Below are 19,949 nucleotides of genomic sequence, written 5' to 3'. Positions count from 1 at the left end.
TGCGTGGGCTCCGGAAGTGAAGCGGGCGCGCGGCCAGGCGCCGCGAGAAAAGCGGAGGCCAGGGGGGTGGGAGCAGGGGACACATCCGGGACGCTAGCACCCCTACCGGGCGGAGGAATGTCGGGGGGCGGCTCGGCGGACCGCGTGACGCGCGCTTCGGTAATGCAAGGACATACGGCCGTGGAGTTGTTGCCTGCGAGGCTACAAACGCGGGACTGGCAGGCAACACAGGCGTCACTGGAAAGTTTCAGGAATTCAAGATATTGCGCGCATTTCGCAAATAGTTTGTTGGTCTATTTAGACCTGATTGACAGGTTAAGTGACGATCAGTATGGATTGGCTTCACTGCCGCTTGGGGCGTCAGTGGGGTTGCCGTCGGGGAGGCTCGCGTGCCTGCGCTGTGGAGCTCATTGCCTGGGATGTCATTGGACAATCCCACTGCCTGGCGCTCACGCGGGGGGCTGCGATGACCCCTGTCGTCATGTTCCCTGGACAAGGCGCCCAATCGAAAGGCATGGGCGCCGCCCTTTTCGATCAATTTCCCAGACAGGTCCAGCAGGCAGACGAAATTCTGGGGTACTCCATCCGGAGCCTCTGTCTTGAAGACCCGGACAGACGTCTGGAGGAGACCTCCTATACCCAACCGGCGCTGTACGTCGTCAGCGCCCTGGCCTACCTGAAGGGTCAGGAGGCGGGCCTGTCACCCGCGTACGCCGCGGGCCACAGCCTGGGGGAGTACAGCGCCCTCTTCGCCGCGGGCGTGTTTGACTTCCAGACCGGGCTGCGGCTCGTCCAGAAGCGCGGCCAGCTCATGGGCCGGGCCAAGGGCGGTGGGATGGCCGCGGTCATTGGCCTGGGCGAGGAGGACATCCAGCGGACGCTCGCCGCGGAGAACCTCTCCGGGGTCGGCATCGCCAACTTCAACACCCCCAGCCAGCTGGTCATCTCCGGGCCCAGGGACGAGGTCGCCCGCGCGGAGGCTCCGCTTCTGGCGAAGGGGGCCCGGCACTTCGTGATGCTGCGGGTCAGCGCCGCCTTCCACTCGCGCTATATGATCGATGCGGAGCAGGAGTTCTCCGCCTTCCTGTCTGGCTTCCGCTTCGCGCCGCCGCGCTTCCCGGTCTTCTCCAACGTCCACGCGCTGCCCTACGAGCCGCACCTCCTGCACGAGACGCTGGCGGCGCAGATCTCCCGCCCGGTCCGCTGGGCGGAGATCATGCGGCGCCTGCTGTCCCTGGAGGGCGTCAGCTTCGAGGAGGTAGGCCCCGGCAACGTCCTCACCGGCATGCTGCGGAAGATCCGCGCGGAGGCAGCGCCGCTGACCTTCCAGCCTGCCCCGCCCAGGGCCCCGGAGCCCCCTTCCGCGCCCGTCTCCAAGCCTGTTGGAGAGCCCGCCCCGGCCTCCACGCGGCGCGTCCAGCCCCTGGCGCCGGAGCGGCTGGGGTCCGCGGAGTTCCGCCGGGACTTCGGCCTGCGCTACGCGTGCGTCTCCGGGGCGATGTACCGGGGCATCGCCTCCACGGCGCTCGTCATCGCCATGGGGCGCGCGGGGTGCATGGGCTTCTTCGGGAGCGCGGGCCTGTCCCTGGAGCGCGTGGAGAAGGCCATCCAGGAGCTCCAGGCTGCGCTGGGAACCCAGACGCCGTTCGGGATGAACCTGCTCCATGATCTCAACCGCCCGGAGACGGAGGACGCACTGGTGGACCTCTTCCTCCAGCGCGGCATCCGGTTCATCGAGGCCTCCGCGTTCATGCAGATGACGCCCGCCCTGGTCCGCTACCGCGCCAGGGGCCTGCGCCGCGAGGCGGACGGCACCGTCACCCGGCTGCACCGCGTGGTGGGCAAGGTGTCCCGGCCGGAGGTGGCGCAGTCCTTCCTGAGCCCGGCGCCCGAGCGGCTCCTGGAGCAGCTGGTGGCGGCCCGGAAGCTCACCCCGGAGGAGGCCCAGCTGGCGCGCGCCGTCCCCATGGCGGACGCCCTCACCGTGGAGGCGGACTCTGGCGGCCACACCGACCAGGGCGTCGCGTTCGCGCTCCTGCCCGCGATGATGTCCCTGCGCGACCGCCTGGCGCGCACCCTGCCGCAAGGCCCGCGCGTCCACCTGGGCGCCGCGGGAGGCATTGGCACGCCCCAGGCCGCGGCGGCCGCGTTCATGATGGGCGCGGACTACATCGTCACCGGCAGCATCAACCAGTGCACCGTCGAAAGCGGCGCCTCCGACGCGATGAAGGCCCTGCTCCAGGAGGCGGGCGTCCAGGACACCACGACCGCTCCGGCCGGCGACATGTTCGAGCTGGGCGCGCGCGTCCAGGTCCTCCGTCGGGGGCTCTTCTTCCCGGCCCGCGCCAACAAGCTCTACGAGCTGTACCGCCAGCACGAATCGCTGGACACCCTGGACGCGAAGACGCGCAACCAGCTGGAGACGAAGTACTTCAAGCGCTCGCTCGAACAGGTGTTCGAGGAGACCCAGGCGTACTTCCGCACCCGGGCGCCCGAGGAGCTGGAGAAGGCTCGCTCCAATCCCAAGCACAAGATGGCGCTCGTGTTCCGCTGGTACTTCGCCTACTCCACGCGTCTGGCGTTGGCGGGCGACCCCGAGGGGCGCGTCGACTATCAAATCCACTGCGGTCCCGCCCTGGGCGCCTTCAATGCCTGGGTGAAGGGGACCGACCTGGAGCCCTGGCAGAACCGGGGAGTGGCGCGGATCACCGCGAAGCTGCTCTCCGACACCGCGTCATTTCTTGAAGAAAAAATCGCGTCGCTGGGAATGTAGCTCCCGAACGGCGTCAAGGCAGTGTCTCTCCTGGCCGGAGCATGGAAATGAATCAGGGTGGTGGCTTTCCGTTGCCGTTCAAGATCGCCGGTCTGGGCCGGTATGTGCCCGCGGACGTCGTCCTGAGCAGCGATCTGGAGAAGAAATACGATCTGCCCCCAGGCTGGTGCGTGGAGAAGCAGGGCATCCGCGAGCGGCGCTGGGTCAAGGACGAGACGGCGTCGTTCATGGGCGCGGAGGCCGCGAAGGAGGCGGTGCGCGACGCCGGCCTCAAGCTGGAGGACATCGACCTCATCATCAACGCCTCGGGCTCCCCCGAGCAGGCGGTGCCGGACGGCGGGCCGCTGGTGCAGCGGGAGCTGGGGCTGGGCCGCTCCGGCGTCCCGTCCATCACCGTCAACGCCTCATGCCTGAGCTTCTTCGTCGCGCTGGACGTCGCGGCGAACTCCCTCAACATGCGGCGCTACAAGCGCATCCTCATCGTCTCCTCGGACATCTCCTCCGTGGCGCTGGACTTCCGCAAGCCGGAGAACTTCACCCTCTTCGGGGACGCGGCCGCGGCGGCGGTCGTCACCCTGCCGGAGCCCGGGGAGAAGAGCTGCATCCACGCCTCCCAGGTCCGCACGTATGGCTATGGGGCGGAGTTCAGCATGGTGCCCGGCGGCGGCTCCCGGCGGCACCCCAACGGCAAGAACACCACGCCGGAGGACAACTACCTGCACATGAACGGGGCGGAGCTGCTCAAGATTGGCTTCGAGTACCTCCCCCGTTTCAACGAGGGGCTGTGGAAGCAGTGCCCGGACATCACCATCAAGGACTGCCGGTATGTCATTCCGCACCAGCCGAGCCGCGTGGTGCTGGACTACCTCAGCCTGACCTATCCGGACGACAAGCTGGTGCGCATCATCGACCGCTACGCCAATTGCATTGGCGCCTCCATGCCCATGGCCCTCTACGAGGCCGTCAAGGTGGGCGGGCTGCGGCGCGGCGAGCGCGGCGTGCTGACGGGAACGGGGTCCGGTGTGTCCTTCGTTGGAATGGTCTTCACCTACTGAGGCGCGCGCGATGACTGTCATGGGACACGACGCAATCTTCTCCATCGTGCGGGGCCACGCGGCCTCCGTCCTCTCCATCTCCCCGGAGTCCGTTCCCTTCGAGGGACGGCTGGTGGACCTGGGCGCGAACTCCATCGACCGGCTGGAGATCGTCACGATGACGATGGAGTCGCTCGGGCTGAGGTTCTCCCTCGTGGAGCTCTCCAACGTGGACAACATCCGGGACCTGGTGGGCTTCTTCCACGCCAAGGCCCAGCGCGGCGCGGCCTGACGAAGCCCCCACGCGCGAACGACAGACCTCGGTGATGTGCGACCAATGACCGCCACGGCGATCACAGGAATGGGAGTCGTGTGCGCGCTCGGCCAGGGGGTCGACGCGCTCACGCAGGGACTGCGGGCGGGCCGCTCCGGCATCGCCTTGCGCGAGCGGACGGCCAGGCCGCTCCCGGACGGCTGCCGCATTGGCGCGGAGATCCGCGGCTTCTCCTTCGACTCGGCCCTGGAGCGCGTGGGCGCCCTCCCGGAGGAGCGCAAGGCCCGGGCCCTGAAGCTGGGCCGCCGCGCGCCCTTCACCGTCCAGACGTCCGTGGTGGCCGCGCTGGAGGCGTGGAGCGCCGCGGCCCTGGAGCCCTCGGGCGTGGATCCGGAGCGGGTGGGGGTGCTGATCGCCGGCAACAACCTGACCCAGCAGTACGTCTTCCAGACGCACGGCGAATACGGGAGCGACCCCACCTTCATCAACCCGCGCTACGCCCTGCAGTTCCTGGACACCTTCCACCTGGGCGTCGTCTCCGAGCTGCTGGGCGCGAAGGGCGAAGGGGGCACCGTGGGCGGCGCGTCCGCGTCCGGGAACGTGGCGCTGGCGCGCGCGCACCAGCTGCTGGCCCTGGACCTGTGCGACGTCTGCGTGGTCGTGGCCCCTCCCGCGGACCTGTCCGTCCTGGAGCTGCAGGCGCTGGCGAACGCGGGCGCGCTCTACAAGGACTTCACGGACGCGCCGTCGCGCACGTGCCGCCCGTTCGACCGGCGGCACAACGGCTTCGTCCCGGGCGAGGCGGCGGCCTGCGTCGTCCTGGAGCGTGAAGCGTTCGCCCGGGCCCGCGGGGCGCCCGTCCAGGGCCGGCTGCTGGGCGTGGCCGTGCAGCTGGATGGCAACGCGTCCTCCGACCCCAACGTGGACGGCGAGGTCCGGACCATGCGCCGCGCGCTGGCGCAGGCGGGCGTCGACCCCGGCGCCATCGACTACCTCAACGCCCACGGCAGCGCGTCCCCGCTGGGGGACCGCACGGAGGTGGAGGCCATCCGGCGCGTGTGGGGCGCGCGGGTGGGGGAGGTGGAGATCAACTCCACCAAGGGACTGACCGGCCACTGTCTGGGCGCCGCCAGCCTGGTGGAGGCCATCGCGACGGTGGGCCAGCTGCGGCACGGCTTCGTCCACCCCAACGCCAACCTGGAAGAGCCCATTGACGGCGAGTGCCGCTTCGCGGGCCCGAGCGCGACGCAGCGGCCCCTGCGTCACGCGCTGAGCAACGCGTTCGGCTTCGGTGGAATCAACGCCTGCGTCGTGCTGGGCGAGGCGAGGACCTGAACATGCAAGTCGGCATCGAGCGGATGAACGTGTACGGCGGCGCCGCCGTCATTGGCGTCAAGGACATCTTCCACGCCCGCGGGTTGAACCTGGACCGGTTCGACAACCTGCTGATGCGGGAGAAGGCCGTGGGCCTGCCCTGGGAGGACCCCGTCACCCACGCGGTGAACGCGGCGAAGGCCCTGGTGGACGGCCTGACGGAGGCGCAGAAGGCCCGCATCGAAATGGTCGTCACCGCGACGGAGTCCGGCATCGACTTCGGCAAGTCCATCAGCACCTACGTCCACCACCACCTGGGCCTGAGCCGCCGCTGCAAGCTCTTCGAGGTGAAGCAGGCCTGCTACGGCGGCACGGCGGCGCTGGGCATCGCGGCGAACCACGTGCTCGCCCACGCGGCGTACGACCCCAAGGTGCTGGTCATCGCCACGGACGTGGCGCGCTCCGCGGACAAGCTCAGCTACGCGGAGCCTTCACAGGGCTGCGGCGCGGTGGCGTTCCTGGTGGGGACGTCCCCGGACGTGCTGGAGCTGGACGTGGGCGCCACGGGCTTCCACGGCTACGAGGTCATGGACACCTGCCGGCCGTCCTACGACGTGGAGACCGGCAACCCGGACGTGTCGCTCTTTTCGTACCTGGACTGCATGGAGCGCTGCTTCGAGGCGTACGCGGAACGGGTGGAGGGCGCGGACGTCGTGAAGACGTTCGGCGCGCTCGCGTTCCACACGCCATTCGGCGGGATGGTGAAGGGCGCGCACCGCAAGCTCGTGCGCAAGTTCGGCGGCCTGGACAGCGCCGCCATCGAGCGCGACTTCACGGCGCGGGTCGCTCCCTCGCTGGAGTACTGCATGCGGGTGGGGAACCTGTACTCAGCCTCCCTGTACATGGCGCTCGCCAGCCTCATCGACCACCTGGGCGCTCAGGAGGAGACCCGCGTGGGCCTCTTCTCGTATGGCTCCGGCTGCTCGTCGGAGTTCTTCAGCGGCCTCGTGGGCCCCGCGTCCACCCGGGCGCTGGCGCGGATGGAGATTCGCCGCCGGTTGGAGCAGCGCTACCGGCTGTCCATGCAGGAGTACGACGCGCTCCTGGACGACCTGCGCGCCTTCCCCTTCGGGGCGAAGGACCTGGAGGTGGGGCTGTCCCGCTTCGGGCGCATCCACGAGCAGGCCTTCGCCGGGCAGCGGCGCCTGGTGCTCCGGCGCATCAAGGACTACCACCGCGAATACGAGTGGAGCTGAAGATGCGCCCCCCCGCCATCCTCCGCGAGTCCGACGCGCTGTCCATGCGGTTGACCTTCAACCGCGCCGACGCGCGCAACAGCATCAACCTGGAGCTGCTCACCGCGCTCAACGAGGCGCTGGACGAGGCGGAGCGCTCCGCGTCCACCAAGGTGGTCGTCCTGCGCGCGCAGGGCGACACGTTCTCTTCCGGCATGGACTTCACGGAGCTGATGTCGTCCGGCGAGCCCGGCGCCCGGGGCATGAACGCGTCCTGCGCCCTCTACTTCCGTACGCTGCGGCGGCTGGCCAGCTTCCCCAAGCTGGTGGTGTCGCTCGTGGAGGGGAAGGTGATGGCGGGCGGGGTGGGGGTCGTCGCCGCCAGCGACCTGGTGCTCGCCAGCCACGCCGCGTCCTTCAGTCTGCCGGAGATCCTCTGGGGCATCCTCCCCGCCATGGTGCTGCCCTTCCTGGCCCGGCGCGTGGGCATGCACCACGCCTACAAGCTGGCGCTGACGGCGCAGCAGCTGGGCGCGGAGCGGGCGCTGGAGCTGGGCCTGGTCGACGAGCTGGGCGAGGACTCCGAGCGCGCGCTCCAGCGGCTCCTCCTGCGCTTCAAGCGCATTCCGGCCGAGGGCATCCTCAAGCTCAAGCGCTACGCCAACGACGTCTTCCCCATCGACGAGCGGGTGGAGGCCCTGGCTGTCCAGACGACCACGGGGCTCGCCCTGGACCCCGCGGTGCGCCAGCGCATCCACGCCTTCCTCACCCACCAGAGCCTGCCCTGGGAGCAGGAGGGCTCGCGATGAACTCCACCGTCACATTGACGCGCCAGGGGGCGGTGGGCGTGGTGGCCATGGAGGACCGCCAGAGCAAGAACACCTTCTCCCCGGCCTTCGTGAGGGACCTCAAGCAGGCCTTCGACGCCGTGGCCCGGACGCCGGACCTGCGCGTGGTGGTGGTGCACGGCTTCGACAACTACTTCTGCTGCGGCGGCACGAAGGAGGAGCTCGTCGGGCTGGTGGAGGGCGTGCAATCCCAGGACACGCGGGGCGTGTCGCTGGACGGGCTCCTCTTCTACGACTTGTTCCTGCGCTGTGAGCTGCCCGTCATCGCCGCGATGCAGGGGCACGCCATTGGCGGGGGCCTGGCGCTGGGGCTCTTCGCGGACTTCTGCATCCTCGCGGAGGAGTGCATCTACAGCGCCGTCTTCATGAAGTATGGCTTCACCCCCGGGATGGGCTCCACGTACATCCTCCCCAAGCGGCTGGGGGCGACGCTGGGCGCGGAGATGCTCTTCACGGCCCGCAACTACTACGGCCTGGAGCTCAAGACGCGCGGCGCCCAGGTCCAGGTGGAGAAGAAGGCGGACGTGGTGAAGGCCGCCCTGCGCATGGCCGCGGACCTGGCGGAGAAGCCGCTGCTCTCCCTGCGGTTGTTGAAGGCACACCTGAATCAGACGACCCGCCAGGAATTGCAGCGGGTGATTGAAGGCGAGCGGGCCATGCACCGGCAGACGTTCGCGCAGCCAGACGTACGCGAGAAGATTGAAAGACTGTTCGGGACCTGACGGCCCGGTCCACCCCAACGACTCCCCTGGGAAATCCTGATGAGCACTGCCTATGAGATGGTGGGCCGGACCGCTTTCGTGATCGCGAACTGGCGCGCGGAGGAGACGGAAGCCGCGAGTCCCCTGTTCAGCGACCACGTGGCCAATGCCTTCCTGAACGCGGAGGCCACGGAGGCGTCGAATGCCATCGCCTCCGCTTCGCCGTCCACGCGCTACCTGGTGCGCTACCGCACGCGCTACTTCGACCAGACGTTCCTGGACAAGATCGCCGCGGGCGTGCGCCAGTTCCTCATCCTGGGCTCCGGCCTGGACACGCGCCCCATCCGCCTGGCCGCGGACGGCGTGCGCTACTTCGAGGTGGAGCAGGGCCACGTCCTGGAGTTCAAGCGCAAGCAGCTGGAGCAGCACGGCTACGCGCAGGCCGCGACGTTCGTGCCCGCGGAGTACACCAGCGTGGACTTCCTCTCCGCGCTGGAGGCGCAGGGGTTCGACTTCGACGCCCAGACGTTCATCCTCTGGGAGGGCAACGTCTTCTACCTGGAATACCAGAGCGCGGTGAACACCCTCATCGCGCTGAGGGACCGGCTCAAGCGCTTCGAGATCACCTTCGACTACCTGTCGAAGAAGCTCATCACCAAGGCGACGGGCTACCGCAAGTCGGAGGCGCTGCTGGACGGCTTCCGCTCGCTGGGCGCGCCCTGGAACACCGGCTTCGACGACATCACGGAGCTGGCGCGCACGGTGGGGCTGGACGTCGCCGGCAACTTCCTCATCGCGGACTACGCCAACGACGCGGGACTGGAGATGAAGGTGGACCGCACGCTGTTCGATGACTATTCGATTGCCACCTTCGCCAATGCCGCGGGCCGGCTCGACGTGGTGGGCGGGGGGCGCTCATGAGCGCGCAGGTGGGGACAGGGGACGTCGTCCTGGTGCTGGCGCGGCGCGATGACCTGCACGCGAGGCTCACCGAGCGGGCGAAGCAGGTGGAAGCGCTGTCGGGCGCGGCGTTCGTGCTCGTCAAGCCCGGCCGCGTCTTCCGCCGGCTGGGGGAGCGGCTCTTCCAGGTGGATCCGGACGACGCGGCGCACTTCGGCCGCCTGCTCTTAGAGGTGGAGGCGGCGCACGGCCGCGTCCGCGCCATCCTCCACCTGTGGAACTACGAGGCGTGGAACGTCGACTACGCCGGCCGCCGGAACCTGAGAAGCCTCACGGACTCCATCGCGGGCAACTGGAGGTTCGCGCTGGGCGCCGTGGAGAAGCTCCGGGGCGCGCTGGCGGGCCGCGGCCACACGCCGCTCGTCTACGTGCACCACGGTGAAGGGCTGGAGGCCCAGCCGCACAACGCCATCGTCGGCGCGGGGCCCGCGGAGGGGCCGCCCCTGGTGCTCCACCCGCTCCACGTCGAGCGGCGGCTGCCCGACCTGGAGGAGTCCAGCCGGCGCCTGATGTCCGCGCTGGAGTCCGTGGTGCGGGGTCAGCCCCTGCCTGTGCCCGCGGCGGTGTCGCCGGGCGCGGCGGAGCGGCTGGCGTGCCGCAAGGGCGGCGTCTACCTGGTGGTGGATCCGTCCGGTGCCGCGTCCCGGCCGCTGGTGGAGGAGCTCACCGGCGCGCACGGCTGCCGCGTGATGACCGTGCACGCGGACGCGCTGGAGGACTTCGAGTCCCTGCGCGCCTCCGTGCGCAAGCGCATCCAGGACGACTTCGGCCGGCTGGACGGCGTCATCCAGTACCTTGAGCCCTCGGGACACATCCCGCGCACCCTGGAGCAGGTGCTGGCGCTGGATGACATCACGTCCGAGCTGCCGCTGGACTTCTTCGCGCTCGTCGCGCCGCGCCCGGAGGCGGGCATGGCGTGGGCGCTGGCCCGGTCCTTCAACGGCCTGCGCGCGGAGCTGACCCGGGCGGGCCGCCGCATGGGCACGTCCCTGTTCATGGAGGGTGCGCCGCGCCTGGAGGTGCGGGAGGCGGACGAGGCCCAGGACACGGGCGCCGCGCGCATCGACTTCAACAGCGAGGAGACCCGCGCGGAGGTCCTGCGGCTGCTCACCGCGGACGTCGTGGGCATCGTCGCGGACATGCTGGGCAAGCCCCCGGCGTCCATCGACCTGGGCATGTCCATGGACCTGGACTCCGCGAGCGGAGCCCACTTCGACTCCATCTCCCTCACGCGGCTGGCGGATCGCATCGGGACGAAGCTGGGCCTGTCGCTGACGCCCATCCTGTTCTTCAAGTACAAGAGGCTGCGCGCCTTCATCGCGCACCTGCACGAGGCCCGCTATCCCGCGCTCTCGGAGCGCTATGCGCTGCGGCTCGTCACGCGCCGCGCGGCGCAGGCCCCGGCCCCCGCGCCGGTGGTGTCCGCGCCTGCGCAGGCTCCGGTGGCCGCCACGGCGGATGGCTCCGCGAAGGGCTGGGGGTGGCTGGAGCCGACCGCCGCTCCGGCGGCCCCCGCCGTGGTGGATGCCCGGGACGTGGCCATCATTGGCGTGAGTGGCCGCTTCCCCGGTGGCCAGGACGTCTTCGACTTCTGGAAGACGCTGACGTCGGGCAAGGACCCGGTGACGGAGATCCCCGCCGAGCGCTGGGACTGGCGCGCGTGGTTCGGTGAGGCCCACGGCGGCCCCAACAAGACGCACATCAAGTGGGGCAGCTTCCTGGACGGCATCGACCAGTTCGATCCGGCCTTCTTCGGCGTGTCGGAGAAGGAAGCCGTCATCATGGACCCCAGCCACCGCCTCCTGCTGGAGACGACCTGGCGGCTGCTGGAGGACGCCGGGTACCGGGCGTCGGACGTGGCGGGCTCCCGCACGGGCGTCTTCATTGGCGCGGGCCTGCCGGAGTACGACGAGCTCTACCGCGCCAGCGGGAACGCCATCGAGGAGCAGAACTCCACGGGCCGCTCCAACTCCATCCTGGCCAACCGCGTCTCGTTCTTTTTCGACTTCCAGGGGCCCAGCGAGGCCGTGGACGCCGCGTGCGCCAGCTCGCTGGTGGCGCTGCACCGCGCCCTCCAGTCGCTGCGCAACGACGAGTGCACCATGGCCATCGCCGGCGGGGTGCACCTCATCCTGACGCCGGCCATGCACGTGTCGTTCGGCCGGGGCGGGGTGCTCGCCGCGGACGGCAAGTGCCGCCCCTTCGACAAGGACGCGGCGGGCTACACCCGCGCGGAGGGCATTGGCGCGGTGCTGCTCAAGCCCCTGCACAAGGCGCTGGCGGACGGGGACAACGTCTACGCCGTCGTCCGGGCGAGCGCCGTCAGCCACGGGGGGCGCTCCAACTCGATGACGTCCCCCAACCCGAACGCGCAGGAGGCGCTGCTGCTGGACGTCTACGGACGGCAGCAGGTGGAGCCCTCCTCCATCCAGTACGTGGAGGCGCACGGCACGGGCACGCCCTTCGGGGACTCCATCGAGGTGGCGTCGCTGGGCGCCGCGTTCGAACGGGCGGTGTCGTCGCGGGGCCAGCCGGCCCGGTGGACGCCGCGGAGCTGCGGCATCGGCTCGCTCAAGAGCAACATCGGCCACGCGGAGGAGGCGGCGGGCATCGCGGGGGTGCTCAAGGTCGTGCTGGGCATGCGCCACGGCGTGCTGCCCGGCAACCTGCACTTCAACGCGCTCAACCCGTACATCCACCTGGACGGGTCGCCGTTCTACATCGTGGACCGCACGCGTGACTGGCCCCGTCCCGCAGCGGGTCCGCGCCGGGGCGCGGTGAGCGCGTTCGGGTTCGGCGGCGCGCTCGCGCACGTGGTGCTGGAGGAGGTCGCGTCCCGGCCGGAAGCCGACGCCGGGCCGAAGGGCAGGGCGTACGCGGTGCCCCTGTCCGCCGGGACCCCGGCCGCCCTGCGCGCCCAGGCCGAGGCGCTCCGGGCCTTCCTCGTGGAGTCCCCGGGCGCGGCGCTCTCCCTGCGCGACGTGGCCTTCACGCTCCAGGTGGGCCGCGAACCGCTGCGGCACCGGCTGGCCGTGGTGGCGCACGACACGGCGGAGCTGGCGGTGCTGCTGGCCGCGTTCCTCCGGGGCGAGTCGTCTCCCCGGAGGCTCTTCACGGGGCAGGCCGCGGAGCCTGGGGCGGGCGCCACCGCGGTGCTCGCGGATGGCGACGCGGAGCGGCTCGCCGAGTCGTGGGTGACGGGGGGCGGCGTGGACTGGCGCCGCCTGGCCACGGCGGCCTCCGCGAGGCGCGTCTCCCTGCCCACGTACCGCTTCGACAAGCGGCGGTACTGGTTCACCGACAAGGGCCCGAACCCGGGCGGTGGCGGCGGCTCCGGACCGGGCGGCGGCAGGCCCGGCGGTCCGGAAGCGACCCCCGTTGTGCAGGACTACCCCCGGGACAAGACGTTCGCGGAGCTGTTCGCCGCGCGCGCCCGGGAGCAGGGGGACCGTGTCGCGGCGCTGTGCGCCGGGCGCTCCATCAGCTACCGGCAGCTGGACGAGCAGTCCTCGCTGGTCGCGGCGAGCCTCCACGCCCTGGGCGTGACGCGCGGCACGCCGGTGGGCATCTTCTTCGACCGCTCGCTGGAGATGCTCATCAGCCTGCTGGGCGTGCTCAAGTCCGGCGGGACGTACGTGCCGTTGGATCCCACGTTCCCGGATGAGCGGCTGGGGTACATCGCGCGGACGGCGGAGCTGGGACTGCTGCTGACGAACCGGGGGGCGCACGGCGCGCCGCGCTGGTTCTCCGGCCGCTCCGTGGAGGTGGACGGGGCCTTCTTCAACGCCGCCCGCGAGATGTTCCCGAACGCGGCGAGCCGGGTGGCGGCGCGGGCCACGCCAGACGACATCGCCTACGTGCTCTTCACGTCCGGCTCCACCGGCGAGCCCAAGGGCATCCAGGTCTTCCAGCGGGGCCTGGCCCACTTCCTGTGCGCGATGCGGCAGCACCTGGGCATGACGTCGAGGGACCACCTGCTGGCGGTCACCACGCTGTGCTTCGACATCGCCGGCCTGGAGCTCTTCCTGCCGCTGCTGTGCGGCGCCCGGGTGGAGATCCTCACGGAGGAGGTCAGCAAGGACGGCCTGCGCTTGAAGGACGCGCTGGAGCGGGGCGCCGCGACCTTCATGCAGGCGACGCCCGCGACGTGGCAGATGCTCGTGTCCGCCGGATGGCGGGGCGCCAGCGGCCTCACCGCCCTGTGCGGCGGCGAGTCCCTGGGCCGTGAGCTGGCGGACGCGCTGCTGGAGCGCGTGCGCGGCCTGTGGAACCTCTACGGCCCCACGGAGACGACCATCTGGTCCACCCTCTGGAAGGTGGTGCCCGGCGAGGAGATCCGCATCGGGGGCCCCATTGGCGACACGACGCTCCACGTGCTCGACGAGCACCTGGCGCCCGTGCCGCCGGGGACGACGGGCGAGCTGTGCATCGGCGGGGTCGGCGTCGCGAAGGGCTACCTGCACAAGCCGGAGCTGACCGCGCAGCGCTTCATCCGCGATCCGTTCTCCCAGGACCCGTCCGCCCGCCTCTACAGGACCGGGGATCAGGTGTCCCTCCGGCCGGACGGCACGCTCGTGTACGCGGGCCGCGTCGACAACCAGGTGAAGCTGCGCGGCTACCGCATCGAGCTGGAGGAGATTGAAAAGGTCCTCCAGGCCGTTTCGGGCATGACCCGGGCCGTGGTCGTGGTGCGCGCGGACCGGGTGGGCCAGCAGGCGCTGCACGCCTTCTGTCTGGGTGACGGTGCCGCGCCCCTGGAGGTGGAGAACCTCCAGGCCCGCCTGCGGCAGCGGCTGCCCGAGTACATGGTCCCCGCGGTGTTCCTCGGGATGCGCTCGTTCCCGATGACGCTCAACGCGAAGGTGGACCGCAAGGCGCTCGCGGCGCTGGAGCTGGACGCGCTCTTGCGCGACCACGGCGCGGGCCCCGTCCCGACCGCTGGCGGCCCCGTGCGGGTCCCGGCGGTCGCGCCTGTTTCAGGAGACCTGGAGGGCGCGCTGCGGGAGGTCGCGGCGTCGGTGCTCGGCGTCCGGCCGGAGCAGCTGCCGCTGACGGCGACGTTCGCTCAGTCCGGCTTCAACTCCGTGACGCTGACCGCGCTGCGCGCGCGGCTGCTGGAGCGGCTGTCCGTCCAGGTGGATCCTCCGGCGCTCTTCAAGTACCCGTCCGTGCGCGCGCTGGCGGCGCACCTCGCGGAGCGCGGGGTGGCCCTGCCGGTGGCGGCGGCGTCCACGGCCGCTCCGGCGCGGGAGGACGTGCCGGAGCCCATCGCCATCATCGGCATGGCGTCCCGCTTCCCGGGCTCCGAGGACCCGGAGGGCTTCTTCGAGGGACTGCTGTCGGGCCGGGACTCCGTGCGCGAGGTGCCGCTGGAGCGGTGGGACTCGCGCGCGTACTTCGGCAACCCCAAGACGCAGAAGAACAAGTCCGACGCGTTCTTCGGCGGCTTCATCTCCGACGTGGACCGGTTCGACGCGGCCTTCTTCAACGTCTCGCCCCGTGAGGCGCGGGTGATGGACCCCCGCCAGCGGCTGTCGCTGGAGACGGTCTACAAGACCTTCGAGGACGCGGGCTACGCGCCCTCCGCCTTCGCGGGCACGCGCACGGGCGTCTTCCTGGGCGCCATCAACTCCGACTACTGGGACGTGCAGCGCGAGCACGGCGTGGACCTGGAGGGGTATTCGCTGTCCGGGTTCGCGGGCTCGCTCGTGCCCAACCGCGTCTCGTTCTTCTTCGACCTGCTGGGGCCCAGCGAGGCCGTGGACACCGCGTGCTCCAGCTCGCTGGTGGCCATCCACCGCGCCGTGGGCGCGCTGCGCGGGGGGGAGTGCGACGCCGCCATCGCCGGGGGCGTGAACCTCATCCTCAGCCCGAACCTCTACCTGGCCCTGAGCCAGAACGGGATGCTGAGCCCGGACGGCCGGTGCAAGGCGTTCGACCAGGCCGCCAACGGCTACGTGCGCGGCGAGGGCATCGGGACGCTGCTGCTCAAGCGCTTGAGTGACGCGCGCCGGGACGGGGACACCATCCACGCCGTCATCCGGGGCAGCGCCGTCAACCACGGTGGGCGCGCCAACTCGTTGACCGCGCCGAACCCGGACGCGCAGACGCAGCTGTTCGCGGACGCGTACGCCCAGGCGAAGGTGGACCTGCGCACCGTCTCGTTCATCGAGACGCACGGCACCGGGACGAAGCTCGGGGACTCCATCGAGGTGCAGAGCCTGGCGAGCGCGTTCGAGAACGCCGAGAAGGGGCAGCCTCCGCTCCAGCCGCCCGCGGCCTGCGTGATGGGGGCCGTGAAGACGAACATCGGCCACCTGGAGGCCGCGGCGGGCATCGCCGGGGTCATCAAGGCCGTGATGGCGCTGCGCACGCGCAAGCTGCCGGGCAACCTCCACTTCCACGCCCTGAATCCGCTCATCGACCTGGCGGGGACGCCGCTGTCCGTCGCGACCGCGACGCGGGACTGGCCCGCTTCCGCGCACGGCCACCCGCGCCGCGCGGGCGTCAGCTCGTTCGGCTTCGGCGGGGCCAGCGGCCACGTGGTGCTGGAGGAGTTCCCGATGGAGGGCGCCGAGCGCGCCGGGGCAGGGGAGGCCGCCGGTCCGTTCGTGTTCCCCCTGTCCGCGAAGACGCCGGAGCGGTTGCGCCAGCGCGCGCAAGACCTGCTCGCGCACCTGCGGCGGCACGCGGGGCTGGACGCGCGTCTGGCGGACGTCGCGTACACGCTGCAGACCGGCCGCGCGGCCATGGAGTCGCGGGCCGCCTTCGTCGCCTCCAACGTGGCCGGGCTGGAGCAGCAGCTGTCCGCCTTCCTGGAGGGCCGTGAGACCGCGATGGCGTCCACCGGTGGCGAGGCGGCGCGGAGCGCCCTGCGCTGGGCCTCGGGCGAGGACGTGGACTGGAGCGTCCTGCACGCGGGCACGCGCCCGCGCCGGGTTTCGCTGCCCACCTATCCCTTCGAGAAGCAGCGCCACTGGGTGACGGAGGGCACCGGCCCCCGGAGCCTGTCGCCAGGCGGCGAGGCGCGCGCGCCCGCGGCGTTGGGCGCGCTCGTGGACGCCAACGAGTCCACGCTCGACGCGGTGGTGTTCCGCAAGCGACTCCAGCCGGAGGCCCGCTACCTGAAGGATCACGAGATTGGCGGGAAGCGGATCCTCCCCGCGGTGGTGTCCCTGGAGATGGCCCGCATGGCGGGGGAGCTCGCGTCGGGCGGCGCTCCCGTCACGCGGCTGCGCAACCTGGTGTGGCTCAAGCCGCTCGCCGTGGACGGCGCACCCCGGGACGCGTGGGCGCGCTTCGAGCGCAAGGACGGCGCGGTGGAGTTCAAGCTCGTCACCGGGGACGGCGACGTGCACGTGCAGGGCGGGGTCGACACCGGGCCCGTGGAGGGCGCCGTCCCCGCGCGCGTGGACGTGGACGCCATCCGGCGGCGCTGCACGACGGCGGATGACCGCGCGCGATTCTACCAGCCGTTCGCGGGGCTCGGTTACGCCTACGGCGCGAGTCTCAAGCCCGTGGAGCGGGTCCTCCGGGGCGCGCGCGAGGCGCTGGTGGAGCTCCAGCTTCCGGAAGGCGCGGAGGCGCAGGACGCCTTCGTGCTGCACCCGTCGCTGCTGGAGGGGATGCTCCAGTCGGTGGCCGGCCTGCTCTTCACGCCCGAGGGCTCCGGCAATGTCGCGTTCCTTCCCTTCTCCATGAGGTCGGTGGAGCTCTTCGGGCGCGCGCTCCCCGCGGCCTGCTGCGTGCACGTGAGCGTGGCGGACGGCCAGGGCCGGCCGTCGCTCCAGTCGCGCTTCGACCTCACGCTGATGAGCCCCAGCGGCGAGGTCCTGGTGCGCGTGCGGGACTACAGCGTCCGCCCGGTGAAGCGGGACGAGGCCGTGAAGCCGGAGGCGGCCACGCTGTACCGGACCGTGCTGGAGCGCGCGGACCTGACGCCGCGCGCGCGGCGCGAGCTCCCCGGACCGGTGCTCGTGGTGTCGCGCGACGCCGGCTTCGTGGAGCGCCTGCGGGAGCTGCTGGGAGGCTCTGGGGCGCGGCCCTCGCTCGTGTGGGCCCGGCCCTCTGAGCGCTTCCATCCGGGGGACGGCGGTGAGGTGTTCGACTTCGATGCCCGCCGCCCGGAGGAGCTGGGACGGGTGCTGGAGGCCCTGCGCGCCCGCGGGCTGTCACCAGCGGCGGTCATCCACGGTGGCCCCACGGCGGCGTTCTCCTACGACGCCGACGCGCTCAAGGCGCAGCTCCAGGACGGCGCCCTGCGCGTGTTCCACCTGTGCCAGGCGCTGCTGCGGGACGGGCTGGAGCGCCCGCTTCCCTTCCTGTCCGTCTTCCCCGCGACGGAGGCCCGGCCGCATCCGCTGTCCGCCGCGCTCAAGGGGTTCGCGCGGTCGGTCCGGCTGGAGAGCGACCTGCTGAAGCTCACCGTCGTGCAGGCCGAGCGCCCCGACGCCATGGCCGACGCCGCCTTCGCGGAGCTGAGCGCGGGCGCGATGGCTGAGCCCTTCGTGGTGCACCGGGACGGGGCGCGCTTCGTGGAGGTCCTCGCGCCGCTGCCTTCCGGCGAAGTGGATGCCGCACGGCCCGTGCTCCCGAATGGCGGCGCCTGCCTCATCACTGGCGGCGCTGGCGCGCTGGGCCTGCACCTGACCCGGCACCTGCTGAATCGCCCCGGCGTGCGCGTGGCCCTGTGTGGCCGCTCCGCGCTGACGGAGGCCCGCCGGACGGAGCTGGACGCCCTGCGCGCGCAGGGCGCGGACGTGGAGTACTTCGTCGCGGATGTCACCGAGCCCGGCGACGTGGAGATGCTCGTGGACACCCTGCGGGCCCGCTACGGCGGCATCCAGGGCGTCATCCACGCAGCGGGGGAGCGCCGGGATCAGCGGCTGGTGAAGAAGACCGCGGGTGAGTTCGAGGCGGTCCTCGCGCCGAAGGTGACCGGCACGCTGCTGCTGGACCGCGCGCTCGCGGCGGAGAAGCTGGAGTTCTTCGCCGTGTTCTCCTCGCTCGTGGCCCGCACGGGCAACGTGGGGCAGACGGACTACGCGTTCGCCAACGCCTTCCTGGACGGCTTCCGCGCCTTCCGCGACGGCCTGCGCCAGCGCGGGATGCGCCATGGCACCAGCCACGCCATCGCCTGGCCCTACTGGCGCGACGGCGGCATGAAGGTCGACGCCGCCACCGAGCAGTTCATCCGGAGCTTCTTCGGCACCGAGCCCCTGGAGACGGCCACGGGCCTGGACGCGTTCGACGCCGTCCTCGGCCAGCGGCTCCCCGAGGCGCTGGTGCTGGGGCGCGGGGGAGCGCTGTCCTCGCGCTTCCTGAAGGCCGCGGCCGAGCCCTCCGCACCGGAGCGCACCGAACCCGTGTCCCAGCGCGTGTCCGTGCCCGCGGCGGCCCCCGCGAGCACGGCCGCGCTGCCCGGCCTGCTGGACGAGGTCCGCGGCATCGTCGCGGGGCTCCTGCAACTGGAGCCGGCGTCGCTGGACCCGCGCAAGGACCTGGCGGAGTACGGCTACGACTCCATCTCCTTCACGGAGCTGGCGACCGCGCTCAACACCACCTTCGGCTCCGAGCTGACGCCCGCCGTGTTCTTCGAGCTGACGCCCCCGTCGCTCGGCGCGCTCGCCTCGCACCTGCGCGAGCGCTACGGCGCGAAGCTGGCGGCGCGCGCCTCCCCGCCGGCCCCGACTGCCGCGCCCCCGTCACCTGCCATCGCCGTCGAGCAGACGCCCGCCGTCGCGGCGCCGTCCGCGATCGTGGGGGCGGATGAGCCCATCGCCATCATCGGCATGAGCGGAAGGATGCCCGGCTCCTCGAGCCTGGAGGCGTTCTGGAAGAACCTGGAGGAGGGCCGGTCGCTCGTGCGCGTGGTGCCGGCGGACCGCTGGGACTGGCGTGCGTTCCATGGCGACGCGAAGGCGCCCGGGCGCAACAAGAGCGTGTCGAAGTGGGGCGGCTTCCTGGAGGCGGTGGACCGCTTCGACGCGCCGTTCTTCGGCATCCCCGCCGAGGAAGCGCGCCTCATGGACCCGCAGCAGCGGCTGTTCCTGGAGACGGTGTGGAGCGCCATCGAGGACTCGGGGCGCGACCCCGCGTCGCTGTCCGGGACGCGGACCGGGCTCTACGTGGGCGTCACCAACCGTGACTACACGGACGTGGTGGAGTCCGCCGCGGACGGCGTGCGCTCCGCCGCGACGTTCGGCAACGCGCATGCGTTCCTGGCCAACCGCGTCTCGTACCTGCTGAACCTCCACGGCCCCAGCGAGCCGGTGGACACGCTGTGCTCCAGCTCGCTGGTCGCCATCCACAAGGCCGTGGAGGACCTGCGGCGCGGGCTGTGCTCGCTGGCCCTGGTCGGCGGGGTGAGCGTCATCGCCAGCCCCCGCATGGACATCACCTTCAGCGAAGCGGGGATGCTCAGCCCCACGGGCGCCTGCCGCTCGTTCTCGCGCGGGGCGGATGGCTTCGTGCGCGGCGAGGGCTCCGGCGCGCTGGTGCTCAAGCCTCTGCGGGCCGCCGAAGCGGACGGCGACCGCATCCTCGGCGTCATCCGGGCCACGGGCGTCAACCACGGCGGCCGCGCGAACTCGCTCACGGCCCCGAATGGCAACGCGCAGGTGCAGCTGCTCCGGCAGGTCTACGAGCGCGCGGACATTGACCCGCGCAGCGTGTCCCTCATCGAGGCGCACGGCACCGGGACGGAGATTGGCGACGCGGTGGAGCTCAACAGCCTCAAGCGCGCGTTCCAGGAGATGGCCCGCGCGCGAGGAGGGGAGGCCACCTCCCAGGCGTCCTGCGCCGTGACGTG

9 protein-coding genes (1 of these 9 running past the window's edge) are annotated in these 19,949 nt (G+C 71.4%); all 9 read left to right on the top strand.

Annotated elements, in window-relative coordinates:
* Positions 1-331 precede the first annotated feature (331 nt).
* Tightly spaced (at most 47 nt apart), the 9 genes in view from fabD to D7Y11_RS00035 form a layout consistent with a single transcriptional unit that may run on beyond the window.
* The gene (fabD, locus tag D7Y11_RS43715) at positions 332-2,773 is read left to right on the top strand and encodes an ACP S-malonyltransferase (protein WP_306770408.1); all 2,442 of its coding nucleotides are present in this window, start codon (positions 332-334) and stop codon (positions 2,771-2,773) included.
* Between the two features lie 47 nt (positions 2,774-2,820).
* Entirely contained in the window at positions 2,821-3,828 is a 1,008-nt protein-coding gene (locus D7Y11_RS00070; protein ID WP_158628986.1) for a 3-oxoacyl-[acyl-carrier-protein] synthase III C-terminal domain-containing protein, read from the top strand.
* Between the two features lie 19 nt (positions 3,829-3,847).
* On the top strand, positions 3,848-4,099 hold the full coding sequence (locus D7Y11_RS00065; protein ID WP_121751470.1) for a phosphopantetheine-binding protein: 252 nt from the start codon (positions 3,848-3,850) through the stop codon (positions 4,097-4,099).
* A 45-nt stretch (positions 4,100-4,144) separates the two neighbouring features.
* Positions 4,145-5,416, top strand: coding sequence for a beta-ketoacyl synthase N-terminal-like domain-containing protein (locus D7Y11_RS00060; RefSeq protein ID WP_121751471.1), 1,272 nt, complete (start codon positions 4,145-4,147; stop codon positions 5,414-5,416).
* A 2-nt stretch (positions 5,417-5,418) separates the two neighbouring features.
* Entirely contained in the window at positions 5,419-6,651 is a 1,233-nt protein-coding gene (locus D7Y11_RS00055) for a hydroxymethylglutaryl-CoA synthase family protein (protein WP_121751472.1), read from the top strand.
* 2 nt (positions 6,652-6,653) lie between these two features.
* Positions 6,654-7,439, top strand: coding sequence for an enoyl-CoA hydratase-related protein (locus tag D7Y11_RS00050; RefSeq protein ID WP_121751473.1), 786 nt, complete (start codon positions 6,654-6,656; stop codon positions 7,437-7,439).
* Complete coding sequence (locus D7Y11_RS00045; protein ID WP_121751474.1) at positions 7,436-8,200, top strand: polyketide synthase; 765 nt, start codon at positions 7,436-7,438, stop codon at positions 8,198-8,200. Before D7Y11_RS00050 ends, D7Y11_RS00045 begins: the two co-directional genes overlap by 4 nt.
* A gap of 39 nt (positions 8,201-8,239) precedes the next feature.
* Complete coding sequence (locus D7Y11_RS00040) at positions 8,240-9,100, top strand: SAM-dependent methyltransferase (protein ID WP_121751475.1); 861 nt, start codon at positions 8,240-8,242, stop codon at positions 9,098-9,100.
* A protein-coding gene (locus D7Y11_RS00035; RefSeq protein ID WP_126932710.1) for an amino acid adenylation domain-containing protein crosses the window boundary here: on the top strand, positions 9,097-19,949 show its 5' portion. Its footprint extends 859 nt past the window's final position; the window shows 10,853 of its 11,712 coding nt (coding positions 1-10,853); its start codon is at positions 9,097-9,099; its stop codon lies off the right edge, out of view. The genes D7Y11_RS00040 and D7Y11_RS00035 overlap by 4 nt, the downstream gene beginning before the upstream one ends.

The sequence above is a fragment of the Corallococcus sp. AB018 genome (assembly GCF_003986945.1).
GTDB classification, from domain to species: domain Bacteria; phylum Myxococcota; class Myxococcia; order Myxococcales; family Myxococcaceae; genus Corallococcus; species Corallococcus exiguus.
Note: the sequence above shows the minus strand (reverse complement) of the source record. Positions and strands in the feature narration are given on the sequence as shown.